Consider the following 14,450-nt stretch of genomic DNA (forward strand, 5'->3'; position numbering starts at 1 on the left):
TATGGAGAGTGATTTATTTGATATAATTTTCTAATTGTTATTTATAAAAATATTATGGGGTTTGTAGTGAGTTTTTTAGCTATTGCAGAGTTTTTACAGGGTTTTTATGTCATTCCAATAGCAATGGCAATTTTCGTTTCTGTAGTGATGTTTTTCTTTGTTAAAGAATACTGGACTCCAGCCAAACGCTTAGCTAAAGAGCTTGATGATATTATTAAAAATGTCGATGAAGGAGTGAATTTTCAAGAAAGTAAAAATTCACTAAACAGTCTTTTGTCAGCGAATCCTACTCTTAAACATGCGTGGGAAAATTATAAAAACTCTTTACATGATATTAGAGAAGAAGTTGATGGTGAGTTTCAGATAATTTCATCGAGGTCAACGGTCTCAAGTGACATGTTTTTTTCTCAAATAGCAATTATTGATACACCACTAAAAGTTGATTTTTATAAACATATTCCAGGAATTATTACTGGTGTAGGTATTATTGCAACATTTTTAGGTCTTTTATTCGGTTTACTCGCATTTGATCCTGCTGGCGATCCTGCGAAGGTACAAAGTAGTCTTGCTCTACTGTTAGGTGGGGTAGGTGAAGCATTCATGGCTTCTGGATTAGCAATTTTGATAGCTATGCTCATTACATGGAAAGAGAAGTTTTGGTTAAGAGAGTGCTATGAGAAATTGGAACAGCTAACGACTGTGATAGATTTAAAGTTTGAACCTGATGAAACAAGTGAGGAATACTTATCTCAATTACTAAAATCATCACAAGCAAATGAAACTAATGCTCGTCAATTAAAAGATAGCCTAGTTAATGATTTAAAAACTATGATGACTAATCTAATTGATGAAAATAAGAAAAATCAACTAGCGTTTACTGCTCAATTAACGGAAAGTTATAGCAAGACAAGTAAAGAGATGGCAGATCAGATAGGTCAATCTATTTCGGATCATTTACAAGCCCCATTAGAAAAAATTGCTTCCAGTGTCCAGCAGGTGAGTGGTGATCAAAGCTCTGCCGTTCAGGAATTAATGACAGATGTGCTTACAGCTTTCATGACAAAGTTAGAATCCACATTCGGTTCTCAAATGACTGGTATGAGTGAAATGATGACTCGATCGGTATCTGCCATGAAAGAAATGCAACTAGGTTTTACTCAGTTACTTACAGATATGAAAGTAACTAGTGAAAGTAGTACAAAAAATTTAGAAACTCAGATGAACAAAATGATTGAAGATATTCAGTCAAAACAAAATGCAATGGCTGAGCAAATGAATTCAATGGTAGATCATTTAACGAAAGGGGCTGAAAAAATTGGCGAACAAGGTCAACATGCAATAGATCAATTAAATGGTAAGGTTTCAGAACTTATTGAGCATATGGGCGGAACAATGGCCAATGTGATGGCTGATATTGCTAAACAACGTATACAACAAGATCAAGTCATTGCAGATAATCAGCAAAAACTACATGACCAGTCATCAACTTTAATTAATGATTTGGGCTCAGAGATCAAAGAATTAATTGTACATAGTCAAAATGCTGTTGATGCATATAAAGATAATATTCAAAAACTGACACATGTGACTACTGAAAGTATTACAGGGATGAACAGTGGTGCAGAAAAAATGCGTCTCGCTTCAGAACAATTTAATAGTGCAGGAATTTCATTGATTAGCGTTACGGATAAGACGTCACAGCTTATCTCAGAAGTAACAGCTACTTCTACTCATTTAACTAGTGCAAGCAATAATCTTCTTTCTTTATTAAGTGATTATAAGAACTCACAGGATGCTGTTAATAAAGCAATAGGGGCTCTTGAAGGTCTAATTCAACAAGCGCAATCTGAAGCTGGCATGAGTACGAAAATGCTAGATGATATGAGTCAAATGACAACCGCATTAAATCAAGTGAAAAAAGAGATACAGGACTATCTTGAACAAGTTAGTGGTGTACTATTTAAAAGTTTCGAAAGTTTTGGGGCTTCTGTCGAAACGAGTCTTAATCATTCGCTAGGGATTTATGATAATACGCTTGATCAAGCTGTTAAGCGCCTTTCGAGTGGGGTTGAAGGATTGGGTAGCTTCGTCGAGGAGCTAGAGGATCTCGTTAGACAGAAGAAAAGCTAAATTTGGAGTACATGAAGTATGTTGGGTAATCGGTACTCTAAAAAGGCACGACATAAAGATGAAGCTGAAAAACCATTCTGGATTTCATTTGCAGATTTAATGACAGCCCTAATGACTCTTTTTCTCGTGGTTATGGCTGTATCGCTGATGATTGTGACGAAAAAAATTAATGAAGCTACTCAAGCTGAAGATCAACGAAGTGCAGAAATTTTAAATATTTGCCAGAGTATTAAGCATAGTGCGAAGTTGAAAGACGCAGGAATTGAAGTTGATTGCAAAAATAATCGAATAAATTTTGGCGAGGCTGGACGTTTTTCACATAATGATTATCGGTTAAATGAAGTTGGTCAAAATCGACTCAATACAATTGTGCCGATTATTCTTGACGAGGCGAATAACCCACAAGGTGAAAAGTGGTTTAAGCAAATTGTAATTGAAGGCTTTACAGATACAGATGGTTCGTATTTATATAACTTAAATCTGAGCTTACGTCGTTCGGAGTGGGTTATGTGCAGTTTACTTGATCCCAAATTTAGTTCAGGACTATCTTTAACTGAACAACAAAAAAATCAAGTGAAACAACTATTTCTTGCTGGTGGTGTGTCTTTTAATTCAGCTAAAGATAGTAAAGAAGCTTCACGTCGAGTAGAGCTAAGAATGCAATTTTATGGCTTAAAAGAGAAGGAGTCCTCTGAACCTCAACCTCATTTTGTTTCAGCTCCTATTGAAACATGCCAATTAGCGAGGTAATGAGTGTGAGTATTGAAAATTTAAAACTACGCTTAGAACAAAAGCTCAGCGATTCTTATAATGAACAATATATACATTCAAAATTTCTAAAACCTCAGCGACTAATTAGAACACTTCACATTCTTGAACAAAAATTTGATGATTTGGAGAATGCAATTCCTTTAGATGAAAAAATCTTTAGAACAATTTCTAAATTAGAGCACTCAGGTTTTGAGCAATTTACACGCAGAGATTGGAAAAATTTAGCTTGGGCTTTAAGCAAGATTGTACCTGATACAAATGAAAAACTACTTTTTAGTGAAATAGGTAAAAGGATTATTCATCATTTTCAACAAGCGGAAATTAATCTTATAGGATTGGTGTATTTTCCGTTGTTATATAGCTATTTTGCTCTAGAAGACAATGATATAAAAGAAAAGCCAGCAATTTGGGTTCAGTTAAGAGAAATACTGAAAACACACAGATCAAGCGTTTATAAGGATTTAAAGCGACCAAAAAAATGGATGAATACACTTGTTGATTATTCCGAACTCTTATCAGAATCCCCTACTAAAGCATTTGTAAATAGATTTATACATGATCAAGATGCAACTGGGATTCAAAGTGATCTAGAAAGTTTAAAAATAGCCGCTAATAGCTGGTTTTGGGATGATTTAATTAAAAACTCTATTCAAGCTGTCAAAGTAATGGGTGAAGATGAGTATTTAAGAGTTATTCCTCGCTTCTTAAAATTAGCTGAACATAATGTTTTGTATACCACTAACATTCTTGTAGCTTTATTAGAAAGATATGCCAGAACTGCAAAAAGAGGAGCAGTGCATGAAGATTTAAAGCATTTAGCTTTAAATCAGTGGGGAAATCCACAATATGATTCTTCTGCTGGCTGGAATAATGTAAATATAGATACAAAAAAAATGGTCATTCAATGGTTTGTACGAGCTGACCTAGAAGCTTTTTTTAAATTATTTAGTTCCTCAGCAGATGTAAATCGTTTCGATTATTGGATCAAATTTATCGATCAGATTTCATTTTCTCAAATTTTCTTAGGGCCAAGTGCATTACAATCAGTACAACCACAGCATAAAAAATTTCGTGATTTAAATAGAGGACGTTTGAAGGATTTAGTAGATTCAACTTCATCTAACAATGCTTTTATGTTAAAAATTGGTAACTTATATATTATCGATTTTTCTGATACTGGAAATGCTTGTTTTATATCTCCGAAATTACCTTATAAAGATAATAAACGACGTGTCTCTATTTTTGAGTTAAGAGCAGATCATATTGAACGTTTGATTCATACTAATGGTTGGCAAAAAAGATTTGATGAGAGCTTAGCAAAAAGAGGGATTTTTGCTAAATCTTTAGAAAAATCTTCCCGTACTTCGACTTATAGATAATTATGTAAGAGTATTTTATGAAATTAGCATTTTGGAAAAGAAAGAAAAATACTGATATTGTAAAAGATGATGAGTTGAAACATATTTCAAAGCTCTTCAGTTATAACGAGCTTGGTATTACTTTTTCAAGCTCACAAAATGCTAAAACAGATGCAGATTTCTATTGGCAAAGTCTTGAAGAAGAGGAGTTAGCTTATCTGGTAGATGGGCACTACGTACTTCCTTGGGAAGAGCTCTTTCAAATTCTACAGGATGAAGAGCATAAAAATGTTATTAGTTTGCTTAACCTGCCAAAACAAACTTCTTTCCGGCCAGTGATTAAAAGCGAAGGTGGTTTAAGTGATTCGAATTTTAAAATCATTCTAGACGGCTGGTTAAATGAAAATAATGTTAAGATTAAAAATATTCTTCAGCGTAAAGGGAGTATTTTAATAATAGATGGAGTAGAGTATCTATTAAATGAACAGAGTTTTAGGCTTATTGAACAATTAAAAGAGTTTTCAAGATTAGAAAATAAAGATAAAGAGTTAAATCAGAAATATTGGGCTAAGATTCGAAATTTAGCACACAAAGCGAATGCAAATTTAGATGAATTTTTAAGAAAGACGGTAGTTCTTGCACCTGAGAAATTACAATTAAATCTTCGTAAAAATTTAATAAGCCAAGAATCTGTTGTTGAGATCCAACCTACATTTGATGAAGCTCCATCTAATTGGTTAAATACATTTGATCAATATAATCATGTTCAGGATCAATACAGTATCAGTCTACCCGATGGTGGTATTGCACACGTTGTAATTCCTTCTACAGTAAAGCAAGTACTGACTGAAATAAAAAAAATGCCAAGTAGACGTGTTTCGGGCGAAAGAGCTCAGGCATTTTTACATAATCCATTTGCTCAATTAGGTGATGATGCTGTTGATGTTATTTCACCTGAAAGTTTTGAAACTTCAAAGCAGGAAGCAGAAATTTATACTTATACATTACAAATAGAAAAAAAATATGATGAGTTAAAGCATTACATATCAGCAAAATTAGAGCTTTATGAAAACTCTGAAAGAGAACAGAATCCTATTCTATTGGAGCTACATAATTTAGATCAGACTTTATATTTTATTGAAGCTTATGAGAAAAAATCTCCATTTTTTTTGTGGGCTGGATATGAAATAGAACGAAATAATTATTTAGATCATCAAATTCAAGATTTAAAAAATGATCTAAATGTAATAAAGCAATATGAAGATGAGCTTCAAACAAAACAAGTGCTAGATTTATCTAATTACAGTGGCCGTGTAATTGGTATTGGAGAAGCAGAAAAACTTAACTCTGAATTTATTAAAAGAGATAGTGGTGAATCAGAATGGTTACCACAACATTTAATGGATTTGGAGCAGCAGTTGCAAGATAAAAATTTAGAGCAAGATATAGAACAACTAGAAAAAAGTATTAGACACGCAGAACAAAGTAATTTAAATGAAATTATAGTACCAAATACGGATACAAAATTATCTCTCGAGCATGCTCGGACTCTATTAAATCAACTACGTACATCAAAAAGTAAAGATCAAGATGAAAGGTTGGAAGAACAGGAAACTACACAACCTAAGAAAAAAAAGGATACCTTGTTAATTGCGAACAATATTGATGAGGCTGAATTTACAAAACAACGATCCAATCTATTAATTTTTGATGAACATAATTCTCCATCAGCAAGGTTGCCGACAAGTTTTAGAAACAGTGAATTTAGTTTAAAGCGGCATCAAGCATATGGAGTAGCATGGTTACAGAATTTACATAAGTATGCCCCAGAACAGGTAAGTGGATGTTTATTAGCAGATGACATGGGGTTAGGTAAAACACTTCAATTATTATGTTTTATTGGTGAATATCTAGAAAATGCTGAAGTTAGGAAACCCGTATTGGTAGTCGCTCCAGTTTCATTATTAGAAAATTGGGAAGCTGAAGCTAGTCGATTTTTTAGTAATAGATTTCCAAAAATATTAAGTTTATACGGTGATAAATTAAAGGAAAGAAAAATTCCTAAACATCTAATTTCAGCACAGCTTAGAGAAAATCATGGTATTACAAATCTTTTAGAGGAAGATTGGCGTGGTGAAGCAGATATTGTTCTAACAACATACGAGACAATGCGTGACCTTGAGTTCTCTTTGGCAAGAGAAGACTGGAGCATTATGATATGTGATGAAGCACAAAAAATTAAAGTGCCAACAGCTATGGTAACGAAAGCGGCTAAAGCTCAGAAGGCAGATTTTAAAATAGCATGTACGGGTACTCCCGTTGAAAATTCTTTAACTGATCTTTGGTGTCTCTTTGATTTTATACAAGAAAACTTGTTAGGCCCACTTAATGAGTTTGGAAAAGTATATCGCAAACCTATAGAAAACGTAGATGGAAGTGATGAAACGGCACTTATAAAACTGCGTGAAATCATTGCTCCTCAAGTCCTAAGGAGAATGAAACATGATGTCGCAGATTTACCTGCTAAAGTTGAGATCAATAGCTGTAAAGATATCCCAATTAGTATATTGCAGAGAGAATTGTATATTGATGTAGTCAACCGATTCAAAAAGTTGACTGCTGAAGGTAATCAGGGAGCAATGTTAAGTTCTTTACATAGTATGAGGATGATATGTGCTCATCCTTTACACTTTTACCCAACTGCAGGTTTAAAAGATTCTCCAAAAGTAGATTGGTTGTTTGAAACATTAGAATCAATAAAACAAAAAAATGAAAAAGTAATAATATTTACTGAATTTAGAGATATACAAGTTTTTCTAAAGAGAATTCTAATGGAGCGCTTTGGATTAAATATTACAACGGTAAATGGTGATTCTAATACCAGTAGCAAGAAAGAGTTAACCAGACAAAACTTAATTGATAAATTTCAAGAAAAGTCTGGGTTTAATATTATTATTCTATCCACTACCGCTGTAGGATTTGGTGTAAATATACAACGTGCTAATCATGTGATCCATTATACACGTAGTTGGAATCCAGCAAAGGAAGATCAAGCGACTGATCGTGCATATCGTATTGGTCAAGATAAAGAAGTATTTGTTTACTATCCTACTATATCTGCTGCTAAAGACTTTGATACTTTTGAGGTGAAGTTAGATAGACTTTTAGAAAGTAAGAGAGAGCTTGCAGATGATATGCTTAAACCGAAAACAGATGTCGGTAAAGAGTTAATGCAATTAATAGATTAAATTACGAAGATTAATTTTATTTATTAGAAATTTTTAATAGTAAATTTTAATTATAATAGTCAAATAGCAGAGTTAATGATTATTAGCTTTAGTTAGAAAACGATAGTGATACTGCCAGAATTTACTACCAGATGGGCGGACTTCTATACAGAGTCCTGAATGATCATCCACGCGGTCTAATTCTTCACGTGGTTTTAATCTTTTTTTAGATCGTTTAGCATATGTTTTGAGTAGTACTATTTTTGAAAGTACTTACTCACAAAAATTGGTAATTGCATGTATCACATTGTTATTGAAAGTTATAATAAAAACATTTTTAAATAAATTGGATAGATTGCAATATAATATGTGTTTAGAGAAAGTCAGATCGCTAATTGGCATGATGTATTGCATCCATTTGGTCATGTGTTTGTACTTAATTCCGCTTTGTACTCCATTTTCTGCCCTTTGACTTCAATGCTTTCACCAGAGCGAAAAGTAGTTCTTTAGCTTTCGGGGAAAGCTCTTTTCTCTGTGGTAAATTTATTGTGAAAAAAATTTAACCAGTCAAGAAATGTACAAAAGAGTAATGGATCAAAATGGGATAAATTGCAACCCTTATAATAATTAAAGTTAAATAAAACAGTATGTTATTTATCTGACTCTACTGCTATCATCACCAACAAATTTTTGTTATAAAAAGCATTGCTTAAAAAGGCGTTGTCACAAAATTTGGCACAAATTATAAAATCTATAAGATTCTATTAGATTTTAATTATTTGATAAATAATGAATTAAACCTAGATAGAATCTATTAAAAAGTTATTTACAGAGTTCGAATCTCACCGCTTCCGCCAAATATCTAAATAAGCCCTTGTTTTTACAAGGGCTTATTTTTTTATTCAACATTGTGCCCCATAAAAGCCCCCATAAAATTCTGGATTGAATAAAATAAGAATTAAATGGGAAGACCGCATTTGAAAGTTTTAAATGTGATTGGTCATTGTAAGCCCATTATATTGCAAAATATTTTTACGATTGAAGGGCATTTTGTGAGTCAATAATTAAGTGTAGATTATGAGGGGCGTGGAACTTCATTAAAAATATCATAGGAGGGTGGGTTGTTCGTTAATCAACTGATTTTTCTGCTTAATTCCAATCGATGCTCTATTCGTTCTTTTCTTTAAAACGGTACTTGCATTTCAGGCAGAGATAATCCTGAAAAATATTCTTATCAATAATCACCCCAGCTTTTTTTCCGAAAATATTGCCCACCCAGCCACCTGTAATGCCTACACTAATCGCTCCAACAAATGTTCCAACAGTACCACCGACAATCACGCCTAAAGGACCTGCAACCGTACCAATGGCTGCCCCAACAGAAGCACCTGTTGCAGCGCCCCCGACTGTGCCTGCTGTAGTTCCAGCCGCGGTCATTAAGACACCACCAGTTGTTCTCAGCAATTTATCATGATCGCGCTTTTCAACTTCTGTGGAACCACATTTAGGGCATTGTATTAATTTGTCCATAAAATTATCCTGTGTTGCTTTATTAAATGACGCAGTGGGTTGGGCTACATCAGAAGAATGGATAAATCACCATACTTATAGTCAGTGGATTTTTGAATGATGCATATCTACCAATCGCGTCTTTGTTTTGATTTTAGCTGAACATTGACACAAATCTTTATAGATCATGTAAATACTTGTACTTTGAGTAACTCGGCTATCCAGTCTGAAAATACGCGTACCGCTGGTGTAAGAAAACGCTGATGTGGGTAAAGTAAAGTCACTAAAACAGGCGATGGATACCAGTCTTGTAATACCGCGATGAGTCTCTTTTCTTTCAGGTGTTTCGATACAATTCTTTCCGCAAGTTGCGCTATTCCGTATCCCTCAAGGCACATTTTTATATAAAGTTCAGTCTCATTGACGGCTAACGCTATCTATTACTTCATGGCCTTTGGCGCGGGGTTAGGGATTACTCTACAGACTACGCTAAATGGGCAGATCATTTGCAAGCTTTGGCTCATAAATAAATTGGAATTTATCGAATTATAAGGTACTTACTAAATTGCTAGCTATTCAACTTAATTGATGTGCTTACGGAATTGAATAGGGGTTACTCCACTCCATTTCTTAAATGCTCGTGCAAAATTAGCAGGCTGGATATATCCTAAATAAATCGCAATTTCTTGTATTTCCATATCACTACTCAATAAAAGTCTCGCTGCTTCTTGATATTTTACTTCATCTAATAAACTAAGATATGAGACGCCAACTTCGTTGAGATGTCTTCTTAATGTTCGGTTAGACATGTGCAAACGTTGGGCAATTATATCTAAAGATGGATAGCCTTTATGAGGCGTCAGTACTAATTCTGTCTTGACTCGTAAACCAATATCTTTGATTTGTGCTGAAAAGCGGATTTGTTCAGCTTCACATTGAACTAATGCTGATTGAAATGCGGTTTGATCTGCCATTTTTGTAGGCAAATCAATAATCGAAGAAGAATAACAAATTTGATTTTTTTCTTGATTAAAAAGAATCTTGGGTAATTGTTGTAAGAAATTTTGATGGTAAGGTGGTTCAGACCAGTCCACTCGAAGTTCCACATCTGATAAATCATGTTTGGCTAATGCTTGAGCAGTTTGAATAACACCAATCATTAAGCATTCATAAAAAAAACGTCTCAATATTTCAGCTTGTTCAGGTTGTTGGCTAATAACAGGATGTGTTTGTTTTATTTCAATAATCGATTTTTTATTTTCTTCATAAAAATTAATTTTATAGTCTTTTAATCGCATATTAAAAAACTGCGTTGCCAGTTCTAGGGCATTGCGCAATGACGGACTACTCATTAATGCATATCCCATCGGACCATGCGCGGTCAGTCTAAGCTTTAATCCATATTCATATCCCAATCCAATATCTTGAGCTAGCGTCAAACTCACCCAAGCTAGCTTTGACCATTGAATAGGTGTGATGCGAGCATCTAATTGATTGAGTAGTGCTAAAGGTATTTTACTTTGATGCAAAATCTCGGATGCTGAAAACCCTTTTTCGACCATGATCTCTAGCAATAAATGGGCATAGGAAATAGGAATACTGGCTTTTGATAATCCATAGGGATCTTTCATTTCTATTTTTATATTGGCCGAAAATGATTGGTAGTATGTCTGAACTTCGTCTCACGCTCAAGTTTTATATCGTTGATACTCTGATCATTCTGTTGATTTGAGTATTGATGATGAGCTTACCTCGTCCGTTAAAAGATGCTTCTGTGGTTATTACAGGTGCTTCATCTGGTATAGGTGAAGAACTTACCAAACAATTCGCAGCACGTGGTTATTCGTTGATTTTGGTTGCGAGACGAGTTGATAAATTAGAGATTCTAGCTGCGACTTTGCGCCAAAAATATCAAGTTGAAGTGAATTTACGCCCATGTGATCTTGCTGATCGTGATGAAAGAGCGCAACTCCGAAAAGAATTAGAAAAGATAGATGTTTCCATCTTATGTAATAACGCTGGCTTTGCCACCTTTGGTCGATTGCATGAATTGGATGCTGATCGAGAGCGTGAAGAAACAGAAGTGAATGTAGTTGCGGTGCAAGATCTGACTTTAGCTGTTTTACCAAAGATGATTCAACGTAAAAGTGGCGCAATCTTAATTGTGGGATCTACTTCGGGTCACCAACCTACACCTGCAAATGCAACCTATGCAGCGACAAAGGCCTTTGCAAACTCATTTGCTGAATCTTTACATAGTGAGCTAAATGGAACTGGTGTGACTTGTACCTTATTAGCACCGGGTCCAACTATCACAGAATTTAATGAAGTGGCAGGCATCTCAAAAATCGATGGTATGGGTGGCAGTTTGGTGTGGGTGACGGCAAAACGTGTTGCCACAGAAGCGATTCGAGGGATGGAATGTAATCGACGAATTGTAATTCCGGGATTGGTCGCACAAGCACAAACGCTGGGAGGCAGATATACACCACGCATCATTTTATTACCGATTTTAAAACAGATCTTTTTGAGGCTAAAAGCATGAGACAGTTGATTCATGATTTGAGTACACCGATTGGTTTGGCGAACCTCGGAAATAAGCTGTATCGCAACGCCCAATACTTAACCGCGGTACTTGAAGTCGATGAAAAGAAAATGGCACGTTGGTTGCCAGCAGGTATGAAATTGGCAAAACCAGCTAGAGCTGATTTGTTCTGTGCTTATTTCCCAGAGAATGTGTATACGGGTGCTTACCATGAAGCAGGTTTATTCGTACATATTCAGGTAGGTAATAAAACAGGTATCTTTTGCCCTTGGATGATTCTAGACGATGACCGCGCCATGATTATAGGTCGAGAGCTATTGGGTTATCCGAAAAAAATGGGGGAAATCAGTTGGAATAATGATGGGGCACGTATTCTCACTCACGCTTCACGTCGTGGGACCATGCTCATTGAAATGAATGCAAAACTGGGAGGTGTCATCGCTGATGCGCCGCATATTTTAGGTTTACCGCATCGTAATATCACCGGTGGTTTAGGTTTGGCATTACCAAGGGAAGTTCGTTTTACACCTAAAGAACATCCGATTGAAGTCCGTCAAGTTGAGATGGAGTTACGCTTTACAGGTACAGAGCATGACCCGTTGCATGAAATGGGTTTAGGTGAGGTCGTAGAAGCACGGATACATCGTTGCGATTTATCTGGTGGTTTGATTCCACCCATACAAATTCCACGTTTTAGAACACCACTTTTTCTGATGCGTCAGTTTAATCCACGTGTCTTATAGGGGGAGTATGAGCAATGCTTACAAACGATATGATTTCTAAAGATGTAAAGTTAAGTCCTCAACAGATTTCTGCAAGCATTGATTTTCCTGTACGGAGTTTGAATTTAAGCTTCTCAGATGCAATTCCTGAGTTTTGGTTTGCAAATAATGCTTTTTTAACAAGCTTTTTAGCTGCTTTATCTAGTGCTTTTCCAGATGGAGAACGGCAATTTATCCATAGTGTCCGTAATTATCAATCGCAGATTGATGATCCAGTGCTATTAAAGCAGGTCAGGGCATTTATCGGTCAGGAAGCCCATCATGGTAAGGAGCATGATCAATTAAATGATTTAATGCGAAAACGAGGTTATCCGATTGATCGAATTTATAAGCGTTTTAAGAAAATGAATAAGATGATGCAACAGACTTTTAGTCCAGCACATCAATTAGCTTCTACCGTTTGTATGGAACACCTCACGGCGATTATGGCTGATTACTTCATCAGTAAAAATACCCAAGATTTGGATAAATTCGATATTGGTTTACGCAAAATCTGGGCATGGCATGCCATTGAAGAAACTGAGCACAAAGCAGTGGCTTTTGACGTTTATCAATCATTAGTGAATCGTCCGTATTTTTTAAGATTAGTGATGCTAGAAACCACATTATTCTTTGTGTTCATCACAAGTAGAGGCACGCTTGAGTTATTAAAGCATTCTGGACAACGCAAAAACTTGAAAAATTGGAATGAGGGTTTACGTTTTTTATTTGGACGAAATGGACTTCTACGTCAAATCAGCCAAGATTATTTCGATTTTTTTGCACTCGGCTTCCATCCATGGCAACACGATAACCGAGTGAAGGCAGAACAGTTAAAACGTAAATATCAAATTATTTAATTCCAACCATAATTTAATAAATAGGTCTATTCGATGAAACAATCACAAACGAAACAGTTAAGCCCTTTGCAACAACCACTTAAATTGGCTTGCGGGATCAGCATTCCAAACCGAATTGTAAAATCAGCGATGAGTGAACAGTTGGCAAATCGACATGGCTCGCCAACTACTGATTTACAACAACTTTATGCTGCATGGGCGAGAGGCGGTACAGGGCTTTTAATCACTGGTAATGTGATGATTGATCACCGTGCCTTTGTTGAACCCAGAAATGTTGTCCTCGAAGATGAAAAATTCTTACAGGCAAATAGATTGTGGGCGCAAGCTGCACAGGCGAATGGCAGTAAGATTATGATGCAAATTAACCATCCTGGTCGTGTTGCGGTTTTACCTTTGTTAAAAAAACCAATCGCACCCTCAGCAGTTGGCTTAGATTTGCCTATGATGAGTGTGATTCGTATGCCACGTGCGATGAGTGATTCTGAGATTTTGGAGCAGATTCAACGTTTTACCAACACTGCTGCATTGGCTATAAAAGCGGGTTTTGACGGCGTGCAAATCCATGCCGCACATGGGTATTTGTTATCACAATTTCTATCACCTTTATCCAACATTCGTACCGATCAATGGGGGGGAAATCCTGAAAATCGACGACGCATGTTAATAGAAACGGTTAGAGCTGTACGCCAAGAGATTGGTAAAAATAAAATCTTGAGCGTCAAATTAAACTCTGCTGATTTTCAAAAGGGTGGTTTGAGTCAAGAAGAGTCAATAAAAATTGCTTTAGCTCTGGAAGCTGAGGGCATCGATCTATTAGAGATTTCAGGTGGTAATTATGAATCCCCTGCGCAGTTAGGCTATGCGTCTGATCGTTCTGTACAGCGTGATGCATATTTTCTTGATTACGCTACTGCACTTCGCAAACAAAGTAAATTACTAATCATGCTGACAGGCGGACTGCGAGATGCTGATTTTATGAATCGTATTGTGGCTGATGGAACAGTAGATTTAATTGGTTTGGCACGGCCATTTGCTTTGCAACCTGATTTAGCCAAACAACTATTGGCAGGAAAGTCTGTAAAAGAATCCGCGACTATTCCTCATCTTGGCTATAAACCAGTAGATGCTTATCTGCAACTGGCTTGGCATTCCGCTCAGTTCCGTAAAATTAGTAGCGGTCAGCAACCTAAAGCCATTAAAGGATTAATTAAAACCCTGATCGCATTTGGTCCACGTATGGGGTTTAACATTTTGACACAGGGTTAGTAGTCAGCCTTTATTATATAAAG

General features: G+C 35.8%; 11 protein-coding genes. 8 read left to right on the plus strand and 3 right to left on the minus strand.

Translation table 11 applies throughout. The features are described 5' to 3' along the window. Nucleotides 1–66: 66 nt before the first annotated feature. The 4 genes from zorA to J2Y37_RS00695 are packed head-to-tail and all read left to right on the plus strand — an operon-like array spanning nt 67 to nt 7,507. Nucleotides 67–2,130, plus strand: a complete 2,064-nt coding sequence (gene zorA / locus J2Y37_RS00680; RefSeq protein ID WP_349031498.1) for an anti-phage ZorAB system protein ZorA — start codon at nt 67–69, stop codon at nt 2,128–2,130. Nucleotides 2,131–2,148: 18 nt separating this feature from the next. Next, on the plus strand, nt 2,149–2,880 hold the full coding sequence (gene zorB1 / locus J2Y37_RS00685; RefSeq protein WP_349031499.1) for a type I Zorya anti-phage system protein ZorB1: 732 nt from the start codon (nt 2,149–2,151) through the stop codon (nt 2,878–2,880). Nucleotides 2,881–2,885: 5 nt separating this feature from the next. Further along, entirely contained in the window at nt 2,886–4,280 is a 1,395-nt protein-coding gene (locus J2Y37_RS00690; protein WP_349031500.1) for an EH signature domain-containing protein, read from the plus strand. A 17-nt stretch (nt 4,281–4,297) separates the two neighbouring features. Continuing rightward, nucleotides 4,298–7,507, plus strand: a complete 3,210-nt coding sequence (locus tag J2Y37_RS00695) for a DEAD/DEAH box helicase (protein ID WP_349031501.1) — start codon at nt 4,298–4,300, stop codon at nt 7,505–7,507. Nucleotides 7,508–8,653: 1,146 nt separating this feature from the next. Here J2Y37_RS00695 and J2Y37_RS00700 read toward each other — a convergent pair. The 3 genes from J2Y37_RS00700 to J2Y37_RS00710 all read right to left on the minus strand — a co-directional run bounded on the left by J2Y37_RS00700 (nt 8,654) and on the right by J2Y37_RS00710 (nt 10,626). Next, nucleotides 8,654–9,016, minus strand: coding sequence for a hypothetical protein (locus J2Y37_RS00700; protein ID WP_005196406.1), 363 nt, complete (start codon nt 9,014–9,016; stop codon nt 8,654–8,656). Between the two features lie 164 nt (nt 9,017–9,180). Beyond that, complete coding sequence (locus tag J2Y37_RS00705) at nt 9,181–9,432, minus strand: LysR substrate-binding domain-containing protein (RefSeq protein WP_349031840.1); 252 nt, start codon at nt 9,430–9,432, stop codon at nt 9,181–9,183. Nucleotides 9,433–9,576: 144 nt separating this feature from the next. Continuing rightward, on the minus strand, nt 9,577–10,626 hold the full coding sequence (locus J2Y37_RS00710; protein ID WP_349031502.1) for a helix-turn-helix domain-containing protein: 1,050 nt from the start codon (nt 10,624–10,626) through the stop codon (nt 9,577–9,579). 107 nt (nt 10,627–10,733) lie between these two features. Here J2Y37_RS00710 and J2Y37_RS00715 point away from each other — a divergent pair, with 107 nt between their 5' ends. The 4 genes from J2Y37_RS00715 to J2Y37_RS00730 are packed head-to-tail and all read left to right on the plus strand — an operon-like array spanning nt 10,734 to nt 14,427. After that, entirely contained in the window at nt 10,734–11,540 is an 807-nt protein-coding gene (locus J2Y37_RS00715; protein ID WP_349031503.1) for an SDR family oxidoreductase, read from the plus strand. Continuing rightward, nucleotides 11,537–12,283, plus strand: coding sequence for an acetoacetate decarboxylase family protein (locus J2Y37_RS00720; protein ID WP_349031504.1), 747 nt, complete (start codon nt 11,537–11,539; stop codon nt 12,281–12,283). Before J2Y37_RS00715 ends, J2Y37_RS00720 begins: the two co-directional genes overlap by 4 nt. Before the next feature lie 14 nt (nt 12,284–12,297). Beyond that, nucleotides 12,298–13,161, plus strand: a complete 864-nt coding sequence (locus J2Y37_RS00725; RefSeq protein ID WP_349031505.1) for a metal-dependent hydrolase — start codon at nt 12,298–12,300, stop codon at nt 13,159–13,161. A 33-nt stretch (nt 13,162–13,194) separates the two neighbouring features. Then, complete coding sequence (locus tag J2Y37_RS00730; protein ID WP_349031506.1) at nt 13,195–14,427, plus strand: NADH:flavin oxidoreductase/NADH oxidase family protein; 1,233 nt, start codon at nt 13,195–13,197, stop codon at nt 14,425–14,427. Nucleotides 14,428–14,450 lie beyond the last annotated feature (23 nt).

The organism is Acinetobacter sp. 3657 (assembly GCF_031456775.1).
In the GTDB taxonomy this organism is placed as follows: Bacteria; Pseudomonadota; Gammaproteobacteria; order Pseudomonadales; family Moraxellaceae; genus Acinetobacter.

Coding starts and splice junctions, on each gene's coding strand:
- zorB1 (WP_349031499.1), top strand. CDS start 2,149: ATGTTGGGTAATCGGTACTCTAAAAAGGCACGACATAAAGATGAAGCT.
- J2Y37_RS00725 (WP_349031505.1), top strand. CDS start 12,298: ATGCTTACAAACGATATGATTTCTAAAGATGTAAAGTTAAGTCCTCAA.
- J2Y37_RS00710 (WP_349031502.1), bottom strand. CDS start 10,626: ATGAAAGATCCCTATGGATTATCAAAAGCCAGTATTCCTATTTCCTAT.
- J2Y37_RS00700 (WP_005196406.1), bottom strand. CDS start 9,016: ATGGACAAATTAATACAATGCCCTAAATGTGGTTCCACAGAAGTTGAA.
- J2Y37_RS00720 (WP_349031504.1), top strand. CDS start 11,537: ATGAGACAGTTGATTCATGATTTGAGTACACCGATTGGTTTGGCGAAC.
- J2Y37_RS00695 (WP_349031501.1), top strand. CDS start 4,298: ATGAAATTAGCATTTTGGAAAAGAAAGAAAAATACTGATATTGTAAAA.
- J2Y37_RS00730 (WP_349031506.1), top strand. CDS start 13,195: ATGAAACAATCACAAACGAAACAGTTAAGCCCTTTGCAACAACCACTT.
- J2Y37_RS00715 (WP_349031503.1), top strand. CDS start 10,734: ATGATGAGCTTACCTCGTCCGTTAAAAGATGCTTCTGTGGTTATTACA.